This is a genomic window from Marinoscillum pacificum (assembly GCF_024714495.1).
GTDB lineage: Bacteria > Bacteroidota > Bacteroidia > Cytophagales > Cyclobacteriaceae > Marinoscillum > Marinoscillum pacificum.
Genome location: NZ_JAMZMJ010000001.1, coordinates 1,255,068 through 1,279,749 on the forward strand (window position 1 = coordinate 1,255,068; position 24,682 = coordinate 1,279,749).

Here is a 24,682-nt window from a genome sequence, read left to right on the forward strand (position 1 = left end):
TTAAGAATCTAGAAAACGATCTTTCAACTCTGGAGTGGGAATGCGACAAGCATCTTGCTTGCCAAACCATCGGTATCGGTTTCTGGCAATTAAGTCGTAAAAGAAATCTCTAAAGCCTACTGGAAGAATTCGGAAAACGGATAACAGGGGCCATAAACCAGACAACTTAGATGCTATTTTAAGTGCGGCAGTACTCTTATGATAAACCTTACCGTCTTCCACCAATACAATACTGTCTAATCTTTCTGGATTTATAGAAGTAGGTTCCAACAATGCTTTTGCGGCCTCAGATTGTAAGGATGCAAACTGAAAGAATCCTCTATCTCTATCAATAACGAAATTGACAGATGAATTACAAAGATTACAAACACCATCAAACAATACCACTGGTTGATCATTTACCTGATTACCTGCACCCATCCTTTAATAATTTCTTTGGCCTTTTTTTGATCCAGCACGTCAAAAATAACAACTGCTGAATAATAATAAATGCCAGACTCCACCAATTGATCTAATTTATTTCTTCCATCCCAATTGATAAAGACACCTTCCTCATTTTCGAAAGATTCGTATTCAAAGACCTCAGAACCATTGCGATCGTAAACTGTAAATAGCACAGATAGGACTGATCTAGGACAATCTGATGTATTCAATCCTGAGTTTTCTGAGACCTGTAAATTGAACGGTGTAAATACATCATTAATTCCATCACCATTGGGCGTGAATACATTTGGCAAGGAATAATTAGGACAATTATCCCGACAAACGACATCTGTGAACTCACTTTCATTTCCAGAGCGATCAACTGAAGAAATTCGATAACATCCTTTAATACTCGTTAAAAACCCTCTTTCCAGATGATTATCAGATGTGGAGGCTAACAACATAAAATCATCCACCAACCCTGTTGGAGAAAAATAGACATTGTAATAAGCCAAATCATCATCACAATCGGAAGCTATATCACCATTCCAGGTTAGTTGTTGATTAAAAAGAACAGGATTGCAAGAACCAGAGACCATATGACTTTCACATTCATTCATCCCAACCAATATCAGATTCTCAGGTTTACAAGGAGGAATTAGGTCAAGTAATCGAGCACATGCTACCTGCGAGGAATTAAGCAAAGGTTCTGGTAGCAGATCATTATCATAAGATCCTTGTGTAGTAATGAAATAACAATAATCCTGTCCTGCAATCAACTCCTCATCTTTATCGATATAAGAGAACCCATTTTCTGTAACGTTTACAGAATCGATCAATTCTAATGGATTCCCTACACCCAATCCTCTGTAGATATAGTGATATGGATATTGATGGGTATGATTTGACCATGGCACATCTGCAGACCAACTCAATTTTATACTAGCAAAAGTAGGAACTGAGGTTAGACGAGGTGAAGCGGCTATCGCAGAGGAATCAAGAAACACTCCATTACCATCATAAGCCATAACGAAGTATTGATAAACCTTATCATAGGTGTCAATATTTTCATCTATAAATACAGTATCGATCAGGCTTTGACCCAACTTTTGAAATTCGACTGAACCACTTTCAGCCCTTAATAAATCGTAATTATATGGCGGTGGGGAAACAGATTTATCTAATTGGTATGGAGGTGTCCATCTTACTGACATTTGTCCGGTTAATGAATCTGTCGCCTTCACATCGACATTAGTAATTACAGGTGCATATACTTCAAACTGATCACAAACTTCCTCACTAACGTAACTCTCACCTCCGGTTGTACCACCAAACTCCACTACTAATCTGTAGCAATAGTTTGCTCCTGGTGCTAACCCAACTCCATGATCATTATCCAAATAGCTTGTTTTATCTATTTCGACACGATCAACCAATTCATACCCCGTATTGGAGGGCATTCCTGTCTCACAATCATCGATTTCTATAGCATATTCGCCCACCCTCCTCCAGACTTGCATAAATTCTGCGTTAGGGCATGAATAAGAATCCCAATCTAATTGTATAGTCCTATTTTGTCTAATGGTTGTTTCCAATCCTGTAGGAGCAGGACCAACTACCGTAATTTGCCAGGTTTTAAAGTCCACAAGTGGTGGGCCAACTGCGGGTTGATCTGAAACTTTAACTTCTACCTGATATGGTCGTTCACGAACGCTCTCACAAGCTGTTTCCCATAAAAAACGAGCTGTTGTTGGAGGATAAAGGTACTCTCCACTGCTTGGTTCTAATGATGCTGATGGAACAACTTCAAACGGTCCTCCATATGCTTCAATCTTAATTGGATCTCCATCAATATCTTGAGCTCTAAATTCTTCATCGATGATAGTACCAGCAACCACACATAGATCATCCGGAATAAAGATCTCTGGTCTTTCATTATTGGTTTCTGTAACGATAATTTGCATGTCTCGCATCACATAACCAATTTGTTCCCATTTTCCCGTCTGCTTGATAAACCTCCATTCTTCAATTAAAAAAGCAACGTTGTATGCTGCTCGATCACCTTGATTCAACAACTGCCCTGGCGCATCCCAAACCAAGTTTCCTTTTAAAGGGTCCAAAGTCAATATTGGGGGACCATTCAACGCAGCATTACCAATATCAAAGTCCTCATAGAAGGCTGTATCATTTAACACTCTATAGTTACTTACTTCATCATCGGCTGTTTGACGTGGGACTAGGAATCGAAATGACAAACTATCTCCATCAATGTCAAATGCTCCCGGATTATGTAAAAAAACAGAACCAACAGCAGCATAATCTATAGGTGGCACCGTGAAATATGGAGAATTATTTAACCCATAAAATGGGTCAATAACGATCATCGTTTCAACATAAAAAGGATTGAAATCAGAGTTATCAATATTAATAATGTTGGCATTTCTATAATTCTCCTGATAAGAAACGATATAAGAGTTTGCTGACTGATACGTATGAACCAGACGAAACTGAACCATCTCTGTGTTGTTACCCACTGACGTCTTAATGATTTCGAAGTTTCGCTCTATCGAATTTCCATCTCCAAATTCGAATATTCCAGATCCAAATTCTAATATAGTACCTGAATCTCTAAAACCGGTAAAAGTAAATTCATAGGTATTTGCAATTGGATCAATACGCCTAGCCGTTATCTCTCCTGCACGAATGTGTGATCCATAAACATTCAAGCCTATAGATAATAATAGTAGACTTATGAGGGATTTGAGCATGCAATGTAAAGTCTAGTTAATCAATCGTTAACCGTAATTTACTCAAACAATTATTTAATAACCTGCACCCAGCCTTTAAAGGTCTGATTGGCATCAGAAGGATTCAGCACGTCAAAAACCACCTCAGCAGAGTAGTAATAAACACCAGCAGCGACATCTTCACCTCTTAGATCTTTTCCATCCCAGTTGATGTAAATACCATTTTCATTCTCGAACGAATCATAATTAAAGATTTCAAGTCCACTTCGATCAAATACCTTGAATTTGACAGACTCCACAAACCTTGGACAATCTGCAGAATTGAAACCTACTATACCTAATCCATTATTGTTCAATGGAGCAAACACATCATTTACTCCATCACCATTTGGCGTAAAGACATTTGGCAGTTTGTACACCGGACAATTATCACGACAAATAGACTCTGTGGGAGCACTTTCATTACCAGATCGATCCACAGCCGTAATTCGATAACAACCTTTAATACTTGATAGGTCTTCACGGATGATACTTGTGACTGGTGTATTTGCAATTATCTCATAATCCTCTTCCAGTCCAGTTTCTGACAAATAAACGTTATAAGAAACAACATCGTCTTCACACAACTCTGCATTATTGGAATCCCATGTCAATTCCTGTCGGTAGAATGTGGCTCCACAAGGAACATCTGCCAATACAGACTCACAGTCTCCAGCATCTATGAACGACAATTGTAATGGTGCGCAAGGTGGAATGGTATCATTAGGTTGTCCACAGGCAATCTGAGATGCATTCAACAGAGGTTCAGGCAACAACTCATTGTCATAAGAACCTTGAGCAATTACATAATAACAATACTCTATTTCATCGTCTAGTTTCACATCATTGAACCTCCCATTGTCAAGATAGGTATAGCCATTTGACGTTACATCTACCGAATCAATAAGCACCAATTGAGTATCATCAGCATTCACCTGATCTCTGTAGATATAGTGATACGGGTAATTCTGTACCGTATTAGACCATGGCACACTGGCAGACCAACTCAATTCTATCGATTCAAGTAAAGGTTTTAACTCTAATCGTACCGGACCTGCCACAGCTGATGAATCAATGTAAACATCGTTGGCGTCATAAGCTCTTACGTAGTAATTGTACCTTCTTGCAAAAGTATTTAACCCAGAATCTGTAAAAACTGTATCTGCTGTTTGACTTTGGATCAGTTCATAATTATTGGAACCGGCTTCTGTTCTAAGTAAATCGTAACTATATGCTGGTGGGAATAATGATTGATCAATTTGATAAGGAGGTGTCCATCTTACCTCTATCGAACCATTGTTCATGTCTGTAGACTTCACATCCACATTAGTAATAACCGGAGCAAAAACTATGACACTATCACATGCTTCTTCACTCACATAACTCAAACCACCTCCTGGTGCTTCAAATTCAGCAACTAAACGATAACAATAATTAGCGCCGGGAGCAAGTCCTCTTCCATTGTTATTATCAAAATAGCTTGTCTCATCTATTGAAATCCGGTCTATCAATTCGTAGCCTGTATTGGACGGCATCCCTACATCACAATCATCCACCTCTATATCAAATTCTCCTACTCTTCGCCAGATTTGCATCGAATCGGCATTTGAACATTGGTAATTATCCCATGACAATTGCATAGACCTATCTGCTTGAGTTTGTGCTGTCAAGCCTGTTGGAGCAGGACCAACGACTGTTATTTCCCATGTTTCAAAATTGACCAACCTGGGTCCTATTTCAGGGTCATCGGTAATCTTTACCTGCACCTGATAAGGTCTTGCTCTTACGTGTCCACAAGCAGTATTCCAGGTGAATGTGGTGTATGCAGGTGGCTCTATAAATCCTCCATCATTGGGAAAGTAAGTCGCTGTGGGAGCTACTTCAAACGGCCCACCAAACATTTCTACTCTTACAGGATCTCCATCAGGGTCTGTTCCTTCGAAGAATTCCTCAACTGTTGTGCCCGCCTCAACACATATGTTTTCTGGGATCAATAGCTCTGGACGCTCATTATCAGTCTCTTCTACGATGATTTGCATGTCTCGAACAACAAACCCAAGTCGTTCCCATCTTCCAGTAATCGGTATGTAGCGCCATTCTTCTATAATAAAGGCTACGTTGTATTCAGCTCGATCTCCTTGATTCAGTTCCTGGCCTGGAGCATCCCATGTCAGATCTCCGATTACAGGATCAATGGTTAATCCAGGAGGTCCATTCTGCGCTTCGTTTCCCTGAGCAAATGTGTCATAGAACTGAGGATCATTTAAGACTCTATAATTATTGACTACACTGTTTCGGGCTTGCTTAGGAGTAGTAAAACGATACGATAGACTATCACCATCTGGATCAAAAGCCCCTGCATTGTGAATAAATAAAGCTCCCACCGCAGCGTAATCTATTGGCGGAACGGTTAATACTGGAGAACTATTTGTTCCATAAAAAGGATCAATAACAACCAGTGACTCCACATAAAACGTGGTGTTTCTAGAATTGTCCATATTAATAATATTGGCGTTTCTAAAATCCTCCTTAAAAGAAACGACATAGGCATTTACCGCCTGATAAGTATGAACAAGAGTAAAAGTGACTAACTCAACTTCGTCGCTTATATATTTCTTTGAGTACTCAAAGTCACCTGTTACGGAAGTGCCGTCACCAAAATCAAAAACACCATTCCTAAATTCCACACCTTCCACATCACGATATCCGTGGAAAGTAAATTCATAGGTTAAATTGAAATCACTTATCCTTTTGGAAGTTATCTCTCCTGCACGAATGTGAGAACTATATGCATTCCATCCTATTGTAAATAATAGAAGAGTTGTGAAGACTTTAAGCATATGAGGTAAATTCTAGTTAATCAATCGTTAACCGTAATTTACTCAAACAATTACTTAATCACCTGCACCCAGCCTTTAAAGATCTGATTGGCATCTGATGGATTGAGCACATTAAATACAACTTCTGCCGAGTAGTAATAAACACCAGCAGCGACATCTTCACCTCTTAGATCTTTTCCATCCCAGTTGATGTAAATACCATTTTCATTCTCGAACGAATCATAATTAAAGATTTCAAGTCCACTTCGATCAAATACCTTGAATTTGACAGACTCCACAAACCTTGGACAATCTGCAGAATTGAAACCTACTATGCCCAATCCATTGTTGTTCAAAGGAGCAAACACATCATTAACTCCATCACCATTTGGTGTAAAGACATTTGGCAGTTTGTACACCGGACAGTTATCACGACAAATAGACTCTGTGGGAGCACTTTCATTTCCAGATCGATCCACGGCCGTAATTCGATAACAGCCTTTAATACTTGATAGGTCTTCACGGATGATACTTGTGACTGGTGTATTTGCAATTAATTCATAATCCTCTTCCAGTCCTGTTTCTGACAAATAAACATTGTAAGAAACAACATCGTCTTCACACAACTCTGCATTATTAGAATCCCATGTCAATTCCTGTCGGTAGAATGTGGCTCCACAAGGAACATCTGCCAATACAGACTCACAGTCTCCAGCATCTATGAACGACAATTGTAATGGTGCGCAAGGTGGAATGGTATCATTAGGTTGTCCACAAGCAATCTGAGAGGCGTTCAACAGAGGTTCTGGCAACAACTCATTGTCATAAGAACCTTGAGCTATCACGTAATAACAATATTCTATTTCATCGTCTAGTTTCACATCATTGAACCTCCCATTGTCAAGATAGGAATAGCCATTTGACGTTACGTCTACCGAATCAATAAGCACCAATTGAGTATCATCAGCATTCACCTGATCTCTGTAGATGTAGTGATACGGGTAATTCTGTACCGTATTAGACCATGGCACACTGGCAGACCAACTCAACTCTATCGATTCAAGTAATGGTTTTAACTCTAATCGCACTGGACCTGCCACAGCTGATGAATCAATATAAACATCGTTGGCATCATAAGCTCTTACATAGTAATTGTACCTTCTTGCAAAAGTATTTAACCCAGAATCTGTAAATACTGTATCGGCTGTTTGACTTTGGATCAGTTCATAGTTATTGGAACCGGCTTCTGTTCTAAGTAAATCGTAACTATATGCTGGAGGAAATAAAGATTGATCAATTTGATAAGGAGGTGTCCATCTTACCTCTATCGAACCATTGTTCATGTCTGTAGACTTCACATCCACATTAGTAATAACCGGAGCAAAAACTATGACACTATCACATGCTTCTTCACTCACATAACTCAAACCGCCTCCTGGTGCTTCAAATTCAGCCACTAATCGATAACAATAATTAGCGCCGGGGGCAAGTCCTCTTCCATTGTTATTATCAAAATAGCTTGTCTCATCTATTGAAATCCGGTCTATCAATTCATAGCCTGTATTGGCCGGCATTCCTACATCACAATCATCCACCTCAATATCAAACTCTCCTACTCTTCGCCAAATTTGCATCGAATCAGCATTTGAACATTGGTAATTATCCCACGACAATTGCATGGATCTGCCTGCTTGGGTTTCTGCTGTCAAGCCTGTTGGAGCAGGACCAACGACTGTTATTTCCCATGTTTCAAAATTGACCAACCTTGGTCCTATTTCAGGGTCATCGGTAATCTTTACCTGCACCTGATAAGGTCTTGCTCTTACGTGTCCACAAGCAGTATTCCAGGTGAATGTGGTGTATGCAGGTGGCTCTATAAATCCTCCATCATTGGGAGAATAAGTTGCAGTGGGAGCTACTTCAAATGGCCCACCAAACATTTCTATTCTTACAGGATCTCCATCAGGATCTGTTCCTTCGAAGAATTCCTCAACTGTTGTGCCCGCCTCAACACAAATATTTTCTGGGATCAACAGCTCTGGACGCTCATTATCAGTCTCTTCTACGATGATTTGCATGTCTCGAACAACAAACCCAAGTCGTTCCCATCTTCCAGTAATCGGTATGTAGCGCCATTCTTCTATAATAAAGGCTACATTATATTCTGCTCGATCTCCTTGATTCAGTTCCTGGCCCGGAGCATCCCATGTCAGATCTCCGGTTACAGGATCAATGGTTAATCCAGGAGGTCCATTCTGCGCTTCATTTCCCTGAGCAAATGTGTCATAGAACTGAGGATCATTTAAGACTCTATAGTTATTGACTACACTGTTTCGGGCTTGCTTTGGAGTAGTAAACCGATACGATAGACTATCGCCATCGGGATCAAAAGCTCCTGCATTGTGAATAAATAAAGCTCCAACCGCAGCGTAATCTATTGGTGGAACGGTCAGTATCGGAGTGTTATTTCTGCCATAAAATGGGTCTATAACAATTAAAGATTCCACATAGAAAGCCGTATTAACCGAATTATCCATGTTAATAATGTTGGCATTTCTGAAATCCTCTTTATACGACACTACATAGGAATTGGCTGCCTGGTATGTGTGAACAAGTCGAAACTGTACCATCTCTGTATCATTACCAACAGAGGTTTTAATTATTTCAAAATTTCGTTCAACCGAATTTCCATCTCCAAATTCAAAGATTCCAGCACCAAACTCAATAATTGAACCTGAATCTCTAAATCCTGTAAAGGTGAATTCATAAGTAAGCGTAACATCATCTACTCTGCGGGCAGTGATTTCTCCAGCACGAATGTGGGTAGCATCCAACCTGGTCGTTTGTAAAAAAAAGAATAGAAATAGGAAAAGACTGAATACTCTAATACCTAACTCACCTAACTTATTGTTCATCATTGCTTATTCAACAATTTCAAATGGCCTTATCCTTAATGTAACCGCAAATGAATGTATTCTAAACAGGGATACGATTACAAGGTCTAAAGATAAGACATCAATCTTAACCCGTTGGTTTAAAAAAAAATTCTTTCAAGTAGATTTTATTTCCTGCTTTAAATCAAAACGCTACTGTCCTAATCAAAATTTTAGTCAAGAAAAATTTAAAAAGTTCAAAACATTCTTTTTCAAACAAATGTTGGCGAGGCAAATGAAATTCAGACCTATGGACTTACATATAGACGCCTTATTTAGAAACATTCAAAATAAGTTTTCGAATTGCCAGATCGGAGGTTGGGAACTACCTTTGGGTCCGCACAAAAATGAAATCACAAAATAATTATGAGTTGGTTTAAAAGCACGATAGGCCGTAAATACTTAATGGCGCTTTCAGGGATCTTTTTGATCTCATTTCTATTGATGCACGTTTCCATCAATATGTTCTCCGTGTTCAGTGCTGATGCATACAATGTCGCATCTCACTTCATGGGTACTAACCCGTTAGTTCAGTTTTTATTGCAACCAGTACTTCTTTTTGGAGTGGTTTTCCACTTCTTGATGGGATTCGTACTAGAAGCAAAAAACAGAGCTTCACGACCAATTTCTTACGCTAAGAAAGACAAAGGAAATGCCTCTTGGATCTCACAAAACATGATCTACAGCGGATTGGTAATTCTTGCTTTCCTTGCTTTACATTTCGTTGATTTCTGGATTCCAGAGATCTCTTACAAATATATTGAATTCAAACCTGCAGTGGAAGACAGATACTATGGGGAGCTAGTACACAAATTCTCTAATCCTTTGAGAGTTGGAGCTTATGTGATCTCATTTGTTCTATTGGGGCTTCATTTGCTTCATGGATTCCAGTCATCTTTCCAGTCAATGGGTATCAACAATAAGTTTACCCCAGCTATCAAAAAGTTTATGACAGGTTTCGCGATCGTGGTGCCAGTAGCATTCATTTTTATCGCTGTTTTTCACTTTATCAATCATTAATTCTAAGTCATGAAGATAGGTTCTAATTTTCCTGCTCAGATTCCTGATGGTCCAATAGCTGACAAGTGGACCAATCATAAGAATAAAATCAACCTGGTAAACCCTGCCAATAAACGACTTATAGATGTAATTGTGGTTGGTACTGGTCTTGCCGGTGGTTCAGCTGCAGCTACACTTGCAGAACTAGGTTATAACGTAAAAGCATTTTGTTTCCAGGATTCACCAAGAAGAGCTCACTCTATTGCCGCTCAAGGTGGTATCAACGCCGCTAAAAACTATCAAGGTGATGGTGACTCTACATACCGATTGTTTTATGACACGGTAAAAGGTGGTGACTATAGATCCAGAGAATCAAACGTATACAGACTTGCTGAAGTATCAGCAAATATCATTGACCAGTGTGTGGCTCAAGGTGTTCCTTTTGCACGTGATTACGGTGGGTTGCTAGACAACAGATCATTTGGTGGTGTGTTGGTATCTAGAACATTCTACGCTAAAGGTCAAACAGGTCAGCAGTTACTTCTAGGTGCATACTCTGCAATGAACAGACAGATAGCACGTGGTAAAATCAAGATGTACAATCGTCACGAAATGCTCGATGTAGTATTGGTGGATGGCAAAGCACGAGGTATTATCGCTAGAAACCTGGTGACAGGTGAAATCCAAAGACATTCTGCTCACGCTGTGGTAATCGCTTCTGGTGGTTACGGTAACGTATTCTTCCTTTCTACAAACGCGATGGGTAGTAACGTAACTGCTTCCTGGAAGATCCACAAAAAAGGAGCTTACTTCGCTAATCCTTGTTACACACAGATTCACCCTACTTGTATTCCAGTATCAGGCGATCATCAGTCAAAACTGACTTTGATGTCTGAATCATTGAGAAATGACGGTAGAATCTGGGTTCCAAAGAAAATGGAAGATGTAGAGGCAATCAGAGCTGGTAAGAAAAAACCAACTGATCTTGCTGAAGAAGATAGAGATTACTATTTGGAAAGAAGATATCCAGCGTTTGGTAACCTGGTACCTCGTGACGTGGCGTCAAGAGCTGCTAAAGAAAGATGTGATGCTGGTTATGGCGTAAACGCAACAGGTGAAGCGGTTTACCTTGACTTTGCTTCTGCAATCCAGCGATACGGAAAAGAGCAAGCACACATCAAAGGTCTTGATGAAAATGACGCTGCACTTGTGAAGCAACTTGGTCAAGAGGTTGTGAAAAACAAGTATGGTAACCTTTTTCAAATGTATGAGAAGATCGTAGATCAAAACCCATACGAGACACCAATGATGATCTATCCAGCAGTGCACTATACTATGGGAGGTGTTTGGGTTGATTACGATTTGATGTCCACTATCCCTGGGTGTTTCGTAACAGGAGAAGCTAACTTCTCTGATCACGGAGCAAACAGACTTGGAGCATCTGCCTTAATGCAAGGACTTGCTGATGGATACTTTGTATTGCCATACACTATTGGTAATTACCTATCTAACGATATCAGAACTGGTAAGATTTCTACAGATTCTCCGGAGTTCGATGAAGCTGAGAAGAAAGTAAAAGAGCAAATTGATCAGCTGATCAATAACAAAGGTTCTAAGTCAGTAGACCACTTCCACAAACGTCTGGGTAAGATCATGTGGGACAAAGTAGGAATGGCTAGAAATGCTGAAGGCTTGAAAGAGGCAGCAGCTGAGATTAAAGAATTGAGAGCTGAATTCTGGAAAGAAGTATCTGTACCAGGATCGGCAGAAGAATTTAACGAAGAATTAGCAAAAGCTATTCGTGTAGCAGACTTCCTTGAGTTGGGAGAATTGTTTGCGAAGGATGCACTACACAGAGAAGAATCTTGTGGTGGTCACTTCCGTGAAGAATATCAAACAGAGGAAGGTGAAGCACTTAGAAGACCTGAGTTCCAGTACGTAGCTGCGTGGGAATACAAAGGTGAGCCAAGTGATGCGATACTTCATAAAGAAGAATTGAAGTACGAAAACATTGAAGTTAAAGAAAGAAGTTACAAGTAAAAACCAGTTGGTTTAACAATAAATTATAAGATTATGGATCTTAAATTAAAAATATGGCGTCAACCAAATGCAGGTGCAGAAGGTAAAATCGTAGACTATGACATCAAGGAGGTTTCGCCGGATATGTCATTCCTTGAGATGCTGGATGTGTTAAACAATCAATTGGTAGAAAAAGGTGAGCAGCCAGTTGCTTTTGATCATGACTGCAGAGAAGGTATCTGCGGTATGTGTTCATTGCAAATCAATGGTAAGCCTCATGGGCCAGACTCGGCTGTTACTACTTGTCAATTACACATGCGTAAGTTCAAGGATGGAGATACTATCTACATTGAACCATTCAGATCAAAGGCTTTCCCTGTGATCAAAGACTTGGTTGTTGATAGAAGTTCATTTGACAGAATTCAGCATGCTGGTGGATATGTTTCTGTAAACACTTCAGGTAACACTCAGGATGCCAATGCAATTCCAATTAATAAGGATGATGCAGACAAAGCATTTGATGCAGCAACATGTATCGGATGTGGAGCTTGTGTAGCAGCATGTAAGAATGCTTCAGCTATGCTATTCGTTTCAGCTAAGGTTTCGCAGTATGCTTTACTTCCACAAGGACAAGTAGAAGCTAAGCGAAGAGCAGAAAACATGGTAGCTCAAATGGATGCTGAAGGCTTCGGCGCTTGTACCAATACTGGTGCATGTGCAGCTGAATGTCCGAAGGAGATTAGCTTAACAAACATTGCTCGACTCAACCGAGAATATCTCAAATCGAGCCTTTCATAAAATTCTTACCCCGACGATTCTGTCGGGGTTTTTTATTTCATTTCAAAAAAGCTGATCTTATTGTTATCTTGCACATAAAATCAGCAGCCTGTTGAAAAAATTCTTAATTTTTCTTTCAATCGTTTTATTAATTGGAACAGGTTACTTCACTTATGACAAATGGGTGAAGGACGCTAATGTTACCTTGTGGTCATTCGTGCCAAATAACGCCGTTTTGGTTTACGAATCCTCTACCCCACTCAGAACCCTCAAAGAAATAGCTACTACAGATGTCTGGAAGAATCTAAATTACATTCAACCTGTAGCTAACATCCAAAACGATCTCGACATTCTGGATACACTTGCTGGAAAAGGAAATTTCTCAGCATTTTTTGAAGATACTCCTACTTTGATTTCGGTTGATATCACCTCAAGCACCAGTATCGACTTTTTATTTATCGTTGAAATTCAAAATCTATCTCAGCAAAGCTTTATCAGTAAGGCTCAGGCGTATTTTGAAAAACAAGGTTTCAGCAAACGTACAAGAGAGTACGATGGGTTTACCATCACCGAGTTAGTAGGAAAAACACCGAACGAATCCTTCACCTATATTTTCTACAAAAATTATTTCATAGGCAGTTTTTCAGCCTTCCTGGTTGAAGATGCAATTCGTACAATGAGTGATTCTGAGAATCTTGATTTCGAAGCACGGAACCCAGAGCTAAAGCAACTTACCAAACTAGCCAAAGATCAAGGCAACGTTTACGTCAATGCTCAAAGAATTGGAGACCTGGTCAATGTAACTGCTGCTAACAACACACAAATCGATCTAAGCAAATCAGGGTTCCTTGATCTAAAGATCAGTGAGGATTTAATCAACCTCACAGGGTTCCTATTTTTAGAAGATGAGACCGAATACCTTCATAATTTTTCCGGGTTGGACGGTGCTTCATTTGACATGTCAGAAATAGTGCCCAACAACACAGCCTGGATCTACCATTTTGGCACTAACGACCCAATTAAGCTTGGAGAAAACCTTGCGAAACATTTCCAGAAAAATCAGCCGAAAGTCCTTGCTGAACGTCAACGTATTCAAAAAGAATATGACCTGGATGTGAATCATACCTTCACGCTAATCGATGAAGAAATTGGTCTGTTATCTTTAGAATCAACTGTCACCGGCAACAGAAATCAATTAATGATTTTGGAGACCAACGACATGGGAGAAGCGCTGAGATTCTTCAATTCAGTTGGAGAACGTGAAATGCAAGCAACAGGAGACTCTTTGTATTTAGAACAATATGGTGACTATGAAATAAGGAAACTCCCTGCTGCAAACTTCCCTTATGCCCTGATCGGTTCCTTAGCGGGTGATTATAAAGACTGCTATTACTTACAGTATCGAAACTATTTGATCTTTAGCAATCACCTTCAGCAACTAAAAAACCTGACATTGTCTATAGAGGACGAAGCTACCTGGACCAAATCTATTCGTATCAATCGATTCCTTGAAAAAGGCAATCAGGAGTCTAATTTCAGCTTGTATATCAACACGCCAAGAGCATGGAATCAAGTGCTTAAAGAACTGAAACCTGAATGGAAAAGTATCTTTGAAGAGTATCAGTTTTCCCTAAAGAACCTGGAGTTCATTACAACACAATTCAGTGCAGTGGACGACAAGTTTTATACCAACGTCAACATCTATCAACCGAATCTTCCAAAGAGAAATATTCCTGATCGTATTGCCGCACTAAAGACCTTAACTGTTGCTGATTATATAACCACCAAGCCCTACCTGTTACTTAATCACAATGACAGAAGTTATGAAACATTTATCCAGGATACTACCAACACAATCTACCTTATTGATAAAAACTTTAATGTGCTTTGGGACAAGCAATTAGATGAGCAAATCATTAGTGATGTTAGTCAGATTGATTATTATAACAATGGCAAATTGCAAATGATCTTTACTACTGCTCATCAGGTTCACATAATCGATCGTACTGGTGCTTATATTCCAGAATTTCCCAAGAGCCTCCCGGAAAATCGTGAAATTGAATACTTTAACATCATTGACTATGATAATAGTAAAAAGTATCGCTTTGCAATAGCTGGTAAAAATGGCAATGTATATCTAACAGACAAAAACCTTAAGGTACTGGAGGGTTGGGATCCAAAGGCTTTCCAGGATCCTCTGGTAATGGCACCTCAACACCTTAGAGTGAATGGAAAAGATGTGATTGTCATACAAGAAACCAGTGGCAAACTTTGGGTATTAACAAGAAGAGGAACCAATTACCCTGGATTCCCTAAAAACCTGGAAGCAGAAGTTACCAGTCCTGTATTTATTAAAAATGCGAATAGCTTTGATGAAGCTACTGTAACCGTGCTTACCAAAACAGGCGAACTGATAGAGTTCAACTTAAATGCCCAGATGACAAATCGTGATCAGATTTATAAACCTGGTCTTGAGACACAATTCGAACTTCTTGAAGATGTGACTGGAGACAGCTATGTCATCGTTCGAAAAACTGACAACAAGTACGAGATTCTCAATGAACAAGGGGAACCATTATTCCAGAAAGACTATTTCTCAAAAACTCCTCTCATCACACAATACTATCAATTAGGTAGTGGAGTAGAGTTTATCGTCATGGTGGACACTGGAGGCACTTTCCTATATGTCTATGACCAAAGTGGCAATTTGATTAGTGGCAGACCTCTTACCGCATCTTGCCCAGTGTCAATCATGCAATATGAAAATGAGTACCAGATTTACAAAGCTGTAGATCGTAATCTGGAACTCATTTCAATTAGTTATTAAACAGTCATTGTTTTCCACTTTCCTCTTCGGAAGAGTATTACACTTATAATTGCTTGCAAAGAATGGGCAAAAGCTATGGTGAAAAACACTCCAGTAGCTTGCCAGTCCAAACTTACTGCTAACCAGTAAGCCATAGGAATTTGGATTATCCAGAACACAAAGAAATTAACGATCAGTGGCGTTTTGGTATCTCCAGCTCCGTTAAAAGCTTGACTAATCACCATGCCATAAGCAAAGAAGATATAGCCACAGCAAATGATTTTCAATGCACTCACTCCTATTTCCCGGACTGTGTCACTACTTGCATCCACTTCGTGTGCCGATGGACTTTGATTAAATATCCAAATGATCGGCTCCGCGGCAACGAAGAAGATAACGGCGACTATTCCAAGGAAAATCATATTGTAGAAAGCGGCCTTCCATACAGACTTCTCTGCTCTCTCTGGAGATCCTGCACCCAGGTTCTGCCCTACCAAAGTAGCTGCTGCATTGGACAATCCCCATGAAGGAAGAATGGTGAATACAATCACTCTAAACGCAATGGTATAACCGGCTAACGCCTCACTACCAAACAATGCCATCACACGCACCAGGAAGATCCAGGCGGCCGTTTCGATAAGAAACTGCCCCATTCCACCAATGGATACTTTGACCAGTTCCAGCACAGTCTTCACTCGAACAACAACATTGCTCCAACCAATCTTGATCACTCCTTTTCTATTGAGTAAATGATACGTTTGATAAAGCACTCCAATGGATCTTCCTATAGTGGTGGCTATAGCAGCACCTTCTATCCCAAAAGCAGGAATTGGTCCGAAACCAAAAATCAACAATGGATCTAGGATGATGTTCAATGAATTCGCAATGATCAATGATCTCATCGCAATGGAAGCATCTCCTGCACCTCGGAATATGGCATTATTCAAAAACAATAAGAATATTACCAAATTTCCCCCGAACATGATACGCGTGAATCCAGAACCTTCCGCTATCAACTCAGGCTCCCCACCCATCAAAAGCAGAACATCTTCAGCATAGATAAGGCCGAGAACGCCTAATACTGCTCCTACAATTAGGGCTAGAAAAATGGATTGAAAAGCTGCATCTCCTGCTCGCTTGTAATTCTTTTCTCCAACTCTACGCGCTACAATAGCCGTAGTAGCCATACTAAGACCTACAGCAACAGAATAGATAATCATTAAGACAGACTCTGTAAGTCCTACTGTTGCTACTGCATTGATACTAATTCGTGAAACGAATAGCACATCAAAAACAGCAAATAATGATTCCATGATCATCTCTCCGATCATGGGTATGGAAAGTAAAAAGATAGCTTTGTTAATACTTCCAGAAGTAAATTCCTTTTCCGATCCTTTGATGGCGATGATAAACAAATGCCAGAATCGCTTAAGGAAGCTGATAAAATTCGTCATGATAATTAAATAGTAAATTGGTAATTAACCGAAATGGAGAATCTAGATATGCAAAGTTTCCGCTAAAGGATTAGCGGGTTCTCACAATTGTTATGTCGGCAATCAGCTTCATAGTGATACGAAAGTACGCACAAATTTTGAATTGCTCATGGTGACAAATCAATAAATCTTTAAAAAGTGAAAAATTGACACCTACAACATTTTATAAAATCATTACCTCAATCATTCATAAAAATTGCATTTATATAATATTAAATAGGGATATATAAGGATTAATCCATTTTTATTTGCACTTGATTCCTCATCTAAGTCTTTTAGATGCAGCAGATTATTAACTTTAAATTCATATTTTCATCCTTAATACTTAATTTGCTAAGAATCACAGCCTTATCATATGAATAAAGACTATAGTGTTTTGTTGGAAAACCTAATGGGCAGAAGGTACGATGAAGCACTTCGTGAATCTATTTTATCCGACGCATTTGAGGAATGTGAATATCCCGATGCACTAAAATACGCCTTGGAAGCAATGGAAGAAATAGATCCTTCTTATGCTTACAAGACTTTTCATATCACTAAGCGAATTCAAGACAAATTAGATAAGGTATTCAACGAAATTAATCTGAAGGTTGACTTTAGATATCAAGGTCCGATTCAGACGGAAACCCATATTGTCCTCTATGGAGGAGTAGAACTGATGGTTCTTAACAAACCCTACGACAAAAAACCATGGGTTACTATCAATCAGATTGCTGGTGAAGTAATGGGCGTATTGACGGGTGATCAGTCATTTAGAGAAATTGATTATAGTAGCAAACTTCGAATAAAGCTTTCTACCACCAAGCCTAAGTGTGAATTAAAAATATTGCCTGCTGTTTGGCTAGACAATAATGACTATCTGGAAACCAAACGGGAGATCGATCGGGGAATCTGTGAGTACAACATGCTCAAGAAAACCAGAAGAAGGTATTTACCATTTTTGAACATTGCTCGAATCAATGCTAAAGACAATCGATGCAATGGAGGCTTGAAGCGATTAATTAGGTTACTTCTATCACTACAGAGAGATGCAAGTGAGGATATTGACTTGAATTGGTATGAAATCAGTTCAATGCTTTATGCGATTCCAGATAAACAACTCAAATACAACAAAGAATTTGCTTTGAGCTTGTTGGGTGTGGTTTCGGCCCAGTTAAACAGAGTAGTCACTGATAAATCATATAGAGAACGGCTCCTTTCACCTTCTGAAAAGGAATTGGTCTTCGGGTCTCGTCATTATTTAACTGATGAGGTAGCCAAGCTCAAAACCGAACTTGATCTGTTGATCCAGGATTTAAATGAAGAACTTCGCCAAGATGGAGATAAAAGCATCTATAGCGAAGTTCGATATGAATAATTAATCTTTCAGACCTGCTCTTTTTAACAATGCATCTGGAGTAGGCTCCTGACCTCTGAATTGTTTATATAATTCCATAGGGTGCTTTGTTCCACCTTTACTCAAGACATTATTTTTGAAGGAAGTTGCCGTTGCTTTGTCAAAAACACCGTTCTTTTGAAATACTGAAAACGCATCTGCATCCAAAACCTCTGCCCACTTGTATGAGTAATATCCAGCGGCATATCCACCACCAAAGATGTGACCAAACTGCACACTCATGTTGGTATTCGGTACTTCTGGGAACAAATCTGTTGGGCCAAATGCAGCCTTTTCCACAGCCTTCACATCTTCTATAGTACCGGCCTGATCCATTGTGATGTTGTGCCAGTTCATATCCAACAAGCCAAAGCTGATTTGACGCACAGTAGCATAAGCCTCGTGATAGATCGAAGAATTCTTCAACCGCTCTACATACTCGGCAGGAATTGGCTCTGCTGTCTCATAATGTTTGGCAAATAGATCCAGACACTCCTTCTCATAGCACCAATTTTCCATAATCTGTGAAGGCAACTCTACAAAGTCCCAGTAAACATGCGTACCTGAAAGACTAGCATATTTTGTATCTGCTAACATTCCGTGAAGTGCATGTCCGAATTCATGGAATAAAGTACTTACTTCATCAAATTTCAGCAAAGACGGAGCGTCTTCACTACTCGGAGTGAAGTTGCAAACAATACTTACGAGTGGGATGACCTTTTCGCCATCTTTCGTAACGCGTTGATCCCTGTAGGAAGTCATCCATGCACCACCACGTTTACCTTCTCTTGGGAAGAAATCCGCAAAGAATAATGCTGTAACATTCCCTGCTGCATCCAGTACTTCGTAAGCTTCTACTTCCTCGTGATATACCGGAATCTCTTCATTTCTTCTGAAGGAAATATCAAACAGCTTTTCTGCTGTTTGGAATACTCCAGAGATAACATTTTCCAACTTGAAATAAGGTTTTGTCAACTCATCGTCCACATCATATTTCTTTTTTCTAAGTTTTTCAGAATAGTAAGCCCAGTCCCAACGCTGCAATTCATGATCCACTCCTAATTCCTTCATGAACGCTTTCAATTCTTCTACTTCCTCTTTTGCTTTCGGAAGTGCACGTTCCAAAAGGTCATTTAAGAATTCTTCAACCTTTGAAGGCTTCTCAGCCATTCGCTCTTCCAACACATATTCCGCATAGGTATTGAACCCCAGCAGATTCGCCTTTTCAGCTCTTAATTGAGCCAACTTCTTGATAATAGCTTGATTGTCTCGCTCATCACCTTTCAAGGCCTTACTCATGTAAGCTTTATAAAGCTTTTCTCTCAATTCACGTTTATCAGCATATTCCAATACTGGCATATAAGAAGGAGCATGAAGTGTAAATGCCCACTTCCCTTTTTCACCTTTTTCCTTTGCCGTTTTAGCAGCTCTGCTGATGACATCTTTTGGAAGTCCTTTAAGATCTTCTTCCTTATCTACGTACATCACAAAACCATTGGTCTCAGCCAACAGGTTCTCACCGAATTCTAGCGACAGCTTCGAAAGTTCTATGGAAACTTCTTTGTAGCGTTCTTTTTTATCTCCTTTTAGATCAGCCCCACTTCTTACAAAGCCCTTATAGGTTTTATCAAGCAACATTTCTTGCTCTCCTGTTAGACCAAAGCTATCTTTATTTTCATATACCGATTTAATACGAGACCAAAGCTTTTCGTTGGTCTTGATTTCATTATCAAATTCTGATAGCATTGGAGAAGCATCTCTCGCTACAGCCTGAAGTTCATCACTTGTCTCAGCACTATTCAGGTTGAATAAAACAGAAGTAACTTTTTCCATTAACTCACCTGATTCTTCCATTGCTTCAATGGTATTGGCAAAAGTTGGGGCCTCAGTTTGCGAGACAATTGCCTCAATATCTGCTCTTGCTTCTTCTATAGCTTTTTTCAGAGCAGGCATGTAATGTTCTATTTTGATTTGTGCAAAAGGAGGTACACCAAACGGAGTATTATATGCTTCTAAAAATGGATTATTCATAAATAATGTGTCAATTTTGAGTTCTCAAAGTTAAACGTAATAACACTTACCTTTACGCGAAATCAAGATAAGTATGACTAAGCAACTCCTTTTTATTTCCCTTTGTTTCATCTCATTTTTTGGACATACTCAGGACTCTTTGTTTGTTGATCTATCGTCTCCATATGGCTCCATCAGAACCCATTTATTCTATTTGCAAGACGAACACTATGACGAAATCAAAGCTGCACAACCGTTTATCCAATCTGGTGTGTCCGAAGAGTTAGCCATTAAAACGGCAATTCAATTGAAACAGGCCTGGGATGGTGAAGGCACTTATATCACGATGGAGACTATTCCTAAAGATCCGAATTATCGTGATTCCATAAGAAACCGAAATCAATATATCATCAATGAACACCATCCGGCCATTTTGCTTGTCAAACAAAATGACCAATGGATTTATGCCAAATCATCCTTTGCTGCGATTGAAGATTTTCATGACGAAATCTTCCCATTTGGGACAGACAAACTCCTACAGCTACTACCGAAAATAGGTACCAGAAAAATCATGGGTCTGTACCTGTACCAATATATTGGAATCTTGATTTTAACTCTTTTGAGTGTATTGATTCATAAGGTATTCTCGGTACTCTTTGAAGAGATCATCACCCGATTACTCATGAAAGCGGGATATGAAAAGCTGGCTGATCACTTCATGATGCCCGTAGCTAGACCAATAAGTCTGTTTGTTGTAATTCTACTTTTAAGGATTTTCCTTCCGGTACTTCAGCTACCCCCTGATACCTCACATTGGGTAATGTTAATCTTAAAGGCATTATTACCATTGTTTGGTACAATCGTATTCTACAGACTGGTAGATATTCTATCAATGTACCTGGAACATTTGGCAAAGAAAACTGAAAGTACTTTAGACGATCAGCTAGTTCCACTTCTTCGTAAAACACTCAAGACATTTGTGGTTGGAGTTGGTACCTTGTTCATTTTGGAGAATCTCGATATTCCAATTATTCCTTTGCTAACAGGATTATCCATCGGAGGTTTGGCATTTGCTTTAGCGGCTCAGGATACCATCAAGAACTTCTTTGGATCATTGATGATCTTCATTGATAGACCATTCCAAATAGGCGATTGGATTACATCCGGAGACATAGATGGCTCTGTAGAAGAAGTTGGCTTTAGATCTTCCAGAATCAGAACGTTCCGAAACTCATTGATGTATGTGCCAAATGGAAAGCTTGCAGATAGTGTGATTGACAACCATGGCATGCGTCAGTACCGACGATTCTACACGCAAATCGCTGTAACCTATGATACTCCGCCAGAACTGATCAATACATTTGTAGAAGGTCTTCGTAAAATCGTAGAGACACATCCTGATACACGTAAAGACTATTACAATGTGTATTTCAATGACATGGCTGCATTTTCACTAAACATCATGTTCTATATTTTCTTTGAAGTGCCAGATTGGGGAGCAGAATTGAAAGCAAGACATGAAGTGTTAATGCAGATTCTGAAATTAGGAAACGAACTAGGTGTAAACTTCGCTTTCCCTACACAGACATTACATATGGAAAATTTCCCTGGGCAGCAAAGTCTTTCTCCATCTTATACTTCACAGGATGAAGCCAATCAAAAAATGGCAGCATTCTTTGAAAATCAGAAATAAAACAAACCAGCATGAAGGCATATACATTAGTCAAAAACGGTAAAGCGGAAGAAGCTTTTAAATTGGAAGAAAAGCCAACTCCAACTCCAGGAGCTGGAGAAGTCTTAATAGAGTCGGAAGGATTCGGCCTCAACTTTGCGGACGTCATGGCTCGGCTGGGTATCTACAAAGAGTGTCCGCCATTGCCTACTGTCATTGGATATGAAAATGTCGGCAAAGTAAAAGCTCTTGGTGAAGGGGTTACAGGTCTAGAAATTGGTCAGCGAGTTTTAGCTTTCACGAGATTTGGTGGATATGCGGATCATATCATTACTCCGGATATAGCTGTCACTCCTATTCCCGAAAGCTTGAGTATTGGAGAAGCAACGGCGTTAGCAACACAATACATGACCGCCTATTACGCGGTTGAGGAATGCTTGAGCTTGTTTGAAGGTGATCAGGCATTGGTTCATGCTGCCGCAGGTGGTGTGGGAACAGCATTGATTCAAATTCTAAAACACAAAGGAGTTACTGTATTTGGAACAGCTGGATCAGAAGAAAAACTAGGGTATTTAAGAAGTCTTGGTGTTGATTACCCAATCAATTATCGACAAGTGGATTATCTCGAAGAGATCACCAAACTTGGCTTTCAGGGCAAACTAGATGCTACTTTCAATCCTATTGGTGGAGACTATGTAAAGAAAGACTTTGCCCTCTTAAACTCTGGTGGTGGAGTAGTCATATTTGGCGCCTCTAAAATGACTGAAGCACGCGGCAACATCTTCAAAATGCTAAAAATGGTCTTTGGATTTGGATTCTGGAGTCCTATTAAACTGGTTACTTCATCTAGGTCTTTGATAGGCCTCAACATGCTAAAGATAGCAGATAATAAACCAAAAGCATTCCAAAGAGCACTAAAGGGAGTGGTAGAAATGTCTAACAAGGCAATCCTAAAACCGACGGTTGGCAAAGAGTTTGACCATACCCAACTAGCAGAAGCTCATGCCTTTTTAGAGAGCAGGCAATCCATTGGCAAAATTGCCATCAAGTGGTAAAAAAGGAAATCGCCACCCTCACTGCTGCTACGACAGCTTTGGGTGGCGACATAACCACTGTAGCCTAATCTATATAGGTTATTTTGATTCCCATCCTCCACCAAGTGCTCGGTAGATGTTTACATATGCATGCATCTGTAGCATCTTGGTTTCCACAAGATCAAATCTTGACTCAAGTGCATCTCGCTGCGTTAATAATATTTCCATATAGTCAGCTCGCGCTGATTTGAAGAGGGTATTGGAAATATCTACTGACTCGGTCAAGGCTTGTACTTGTTGCTCTTTTAATTCATAACTATTCGCCAGGTTACCAATGCTTGCTAGTTGGTTTTGAACTTCCAAATACGCATTCAATATGGTACGCTCATAGTTGTAAACTGCTTGTATCTGCTTTGCATTGGCATTCAAATAGGTCGCAGTAATTGCTTTTCTATTGATCAATGGACCAGCAATGTCACCAGCCAGTGAATACAAACATGACTCCGGTGTTTTCACCAAATACGTTGGATTGAAAGCTTGTAAGCCAATTCCTGCATTGATTCCCAATGATGGGTAGAAATTCGCTTTTGCAGATTTCACATCTAGCTTAGAAGCCATCAACTCCAGCTCCGCTTGTCTTATATCAGGACGGTTCTGCAACAATTGTGATGGAATACCTGAACTTACGAGTGCAGGCACGAGGGTTCCAAAGTCTTCAGAAGATCTCTGAATTGGCTGAGGATATCTACCCAACAAGAAGTTGATCTTGTTTTCTGTTTCTATGATCAACTGTTGAATTTCGTACTGCAAACTCCTGGTACTCAACACCTGAGCTTCAAATCGCTTTACAGCCAATTCGGTTACTCTGGCAGATTGCTTTTGGTATTTCACAACCTCCAAAGCATCCTTTTGGATATCTATATTTTGTTGTACGATTGCCAATTGGTTATCCAATGCCAACAACTCATAGTAAGAGTTTGCGATCTCAGCGATCAAGTTGGTTACCACAAAGTTTTTACCATCAACCGATGACAAATACCTATTGTAAGCAGCTGCTTTTGCATTTCTCAACTTCTTCCAGATATCCACTTCCCAGCTCGCATATGCACCTAGCATATAATCACCTAGAGGTTCCGGAAACTCTTTACCTGGTTCAATATCCGTTGTAGCCTCCAATGCACCATTTCTGGTGTATCTACCTACTTTATCAAACCCAGCACCTGCTCCTAAGCCAACAGAAGGAAGGTACTCCCCTTTCCTAGCCATTACTTCATTGCGAGAAATCTCGATCTCTTGAAGTGTGATGTTCAACTCCTGGTTGTTCATCAAAGCTGTATCAATCAGGGCAACCAGGTTTGGATCGGTAAAGTATTCCCTCCAATTCATTTGAGCAGAATTGGTGGTATCGGTTTCATCCTTGTATTGATCAGGAAGGTTTTTGCTTACCTCCTTTACTTGTAATTCCGGTGTACAGGAGTAGATAGCAACGGTCATGGAGACCATTGCTAAACTTCTGTTTATATATTTTGTGATCAT

The 24,682-nt window shown here is 39.7% G+C and carries 14 protein-coding genes; 7 read left to right on the forward strand and 7 right to left on the reverse strand.

Annotation, left to right across the window (positions count from 1 at the left end):
• From NXS00_RS05465 to NXS00_RS05480, 4 genes are read right to left on the reverse strand one after another with little or no spacing between them, the layout of a single operon-like run.
• A complete protein-coding gene (locus NXS00_RS05465) occupies window positions 1–420 on the reverse strand; it encodes a thiol-disulfide oxidoreductase DCC family protein (protein ID WP_258098109.1) in 420 nt (139 codons plus the stop codon).
• Window positions 399–3,191 carry a T9SS type B sorting domain-containing protein gene (locus NXS00_RS05470; RefSeq protein WP_258098110.1) on the reverse strand — a complete coding sequence of 931 codons (2,793 nt, stop codon included), beginning with the start codon at window positions 3,189–3,191 and terminating at the stop codon, window positions 399–401. Before NXS00_RS05470 ends, NXS00_RS05465 begins: the two co-directional genes overlap by 22 nt.
• Before the next feature lie 50 nt (window positions 3,192–3,241).
• Window positions 3,242–6,049 (reverse strand): T9SS type B sorting domain-containing protein, encoded by a 2,808-nt coding sequence (locus NXS00_RS05475; RefSeq protein ID WP_258098111.1) that lies wholly within the window; start codon window positions 6,047–6,049, stop codon window positions 3,242–3,244.
• Window positions 6,050–6,099: 50 nt separating this feature from the next.
• Window positions 6,100–8,946, reverse strand: a complete 2,847-nt coding sequence (locus NXS00_RS05480) for a T9SS type B sorting domain-containing protein (protein ID WP_258098112.1) — start codon at window positions 8,944–8,946, stop codon at window positions 6,100–6,102.
• A 381-nt stretch (window positions 8,947–9,327) separates the two neighbouring features.
• Between NXS00_RS05480 and NXS00_RS05485 the strand changes: the two genes are divergently transcribed.
• The 4 genes from NXS00_RS05485 (at window position 9,328) to NXS00_RS05500 (ending at window position 15,583) form a co-directional block, all read left to right on the forward strand.
• Entirely contained in the window at window positions 9,328–9,981 is a 654-nt protein-coding gene (locus NXS00_RS05485; protein WP_258098113.1) for a succinate dehydrogenase cytochrome b subunit, read from the forward strand.
• 9 nt (window positions 9,982–9,990) lie between these two features.
• Window positions 9,991–12,000, forward strand: coding sequence for a fumarate reductase/succinate dehydrogenase flavoprotein subunit (locus tag NXS00_RS05490; RefSeq protein ID WP_258098114.1), 2,010 nt, complete (start codon window positions 9,991–9,993; stop codon window positions 11,998–12,000).
• Window positions 12,001–12,033: 33 nt separating this feature from the next.
• Window positions 12,034–12,777: a succinate dehydrogenase/fumarate reductase iron-sulfur subunit gene (locus tag NXS00_RS05495; RefSeq protein WP_258098115.1), complete on the forward strand. Its 744-nt coding sequence runs from the start codon at window positions 12,034–12,036 to the stop codon at window positions 12,775–12,777.
• Between the two features lie 91 nt (window positions 12,778–12,868).
• On the forward strand, window positions 12,869–15,583 hold the full coding sequence (locus NXS00_RS05500) for a hypothetical protein (protein WP_258098116.1): 2,715 nt from the start codon (window positions 12,869–12,871) through the stop codon (window positions 15,581–15,583).
• Here the strand turns inward: NXS00_RS05500 and NXS00_RS05505 are convergent.
• Window positions 15,580–17,016: an MATE family efflux transporter gene (locus NXS00_RS05505; RefSeq protein WP_258098117.1), complete on the reverse strand. Its 1,437-nt coding sequence runs from the start codon at window positions 17,014–17,016 to the stop codon at window positions 15,580–15,582. The two genes, NXS00_RS05500 and NXS00_RS05505, sit on opposite strands and share 4 nt — an antisense overlap.
• 394 nt (window positions 17,017–17,410) lie before the next feature.
• Here NXS00_RS05505 and NXS00_RS05510 point away from each other — a divergent pair, with 394 nt between their 5' ends.
• Window positions 17,411–18,412, forward strand: a complete 1,002-nt coding sequence (locus tag NXS00_RS05510; RefSeq protein WP_258098118.1) for a nucleotidyltransferase-like protein — start codon at window positions 17,411–17,413, stop codon at window positions 18,410–18,412.
• Here NXS00_RS05510 and NXS00_RS05515 read toward each other — a convergent pair whose 3' ends face one another.
• The gene (locus NXS00_RS05515; protein WP_258098119.1) at window positions 18,413–20,461 is read right to left on the reverse strand and encodes a M3 family metallopeptidase; all 2,049 of its coding nucleotides are present in this window, start codon (window positions 20,459–20,461) and stop codon (window positions 18,413–18,415) included. It lies immediately after the preceding gene.
• 73 nt (window positions 20,462–20,534) lie between these two features.
• On the opposite strand from NXS00_RS05515, the gene NXS00_RS05520 reads away from it, so the two are divergent.
• Both NXS00_RS05520 and NXS00_RS05525 read left to right on the forward strand, forming a co-directional pair.
• A complete protein-coding gene (locus NXS00_RS05520) occupies window positions 20,535–22,133 on the forward strand; it encodes a mechanosensitive ion channel family protein (RefSeq protein ID WP_258098120.1) in 1,599 nt (532 codons plus the stop codon).
• Between the two features lie 11 nt (window positions 22,134–22,144).
• A complete protein-coding gene (locus NXS00_RS05525) occupies window positions 22,145–23,167 on the forward strand; it encodes a zinc-binding dehydrogenase (RefSeq protein ID WP_258098121.1) in 1,023 nt (340 codons plus the stop codon).
• A 78-nt stretch (window positions 23,168–23,245) separates the two neighbouring features.
• Here the strand turns inward: NXS00_RS05525 and NXS00_RS05530 are convergent, their stop codons facing one another.
• Complete coding sequence (locus tag NXS00_RS05530) at window positions 23,246–24,682, reverse strand: TolC family protein (protein ID WP_258098122.1); 1,437 nt, start codon at window positions 24,680–24,682, stop codon at window positions 23,246–23,248.

What these genes read in the sequence shown, in the direction of transcription:
- NXS00_RS05520 (WP_258098120.1), top strand. Translation starts at nt 20,535, where the DNA reads ATGACTAAGCAACTCCTTTTTATTTCCCTTTGTTTCATCTCATTTTTT.
- NXS00_RS05480 (WP_258098112.1), bottom strand. Translation starts at nt 8,946, where the DNA reads ATGATGAACAATAAGTTAGGTGAGTTAGGTATTAGAGTATTCAGTCTT.
- NXS00_RS05530 (WP_258098122.1), bottom strand. Translation starts at nt 24,682, where the DNA reads ATGATCACAAAATATATAAACAGAAGTTTAGCAATGGTCTCCATGACC.
- NXS00_RS05505 (WP_258098117.1), bottom strand. Translation starts at nt 17,016, where the DNA reads ATGACGAATTTTATCAGCTTCCTTAAGCGATTCTGGCATTTGTTTATC.
- NXS00_RS05525 (WP_258098121.1), top strand. Translation starts at nt 22,145, where the DNA reads ATGAAGGCATATACATTAGTCAAAAACGGTAAAGCGGAAGAAGCTTTT.
- NXS00_RS05495 (WP_258098115.1), top strand. Translation starts at nt 12,034, where the DNA reads ATGGATCTTAAATTAAAAATATGGCGTCAACCAAATGCAGGTGCAGAA.
- NXS00_RS05515 (WP_258098119.1), bottom strand. Translation starts at nt 20,461, where the DNA reads ATGAATAATCCATTTTTAGAAGCATATAATACTCCGTTTGGTGTACCT.
- NXS00_RS05475 (WP_258098111.1), bottom strand. Translation starts at nt 6,049, where the DNA reads ATGCTTAAAGTCTTCACAACTCTTCTATTATTTACAATAGGATGGAAT.
- NXS00_RS05470 (WP_258098110.1), bottom strand. Translation starts at nt 3,191, where the DNA reads ATGCTCAAATCCCTCATAAGTCTACTATTATTATCTATAGGCTTGAAT.
- NXS00_RS05490 (WP_258098114.1), top strand. Translation starts at nt 9,991, where the DNA reads ATGAAGATAGGTTCTAATTTTCCTGCTCAGATTCCTGATGGTCCAATA.
- NXS00_RS05485 (WP_258098113.1), top strand. Translation starts at nt 9,328, where the DNA reads ATGAGTTGGTTTAAAAGCACGATAGGCCGTAAATACTTAATGGCGCTT.
- NXS00_RS05465 (WP_258098109.1), bottom strand. Translation starts at nt 420, where the DNA reads ATGGGTGCAGGTAATCAGGTAAATGATCAACCAGTGGTATTGTTTGAT.
- NXS00_RS05510 (WP_258098118.1), top strand. Translation starts at nt 17,411, where the DNA reads ATGAATAAAGACTATAGTGTTTTGTTGGAAAACCTAATGGGCAGAAGG.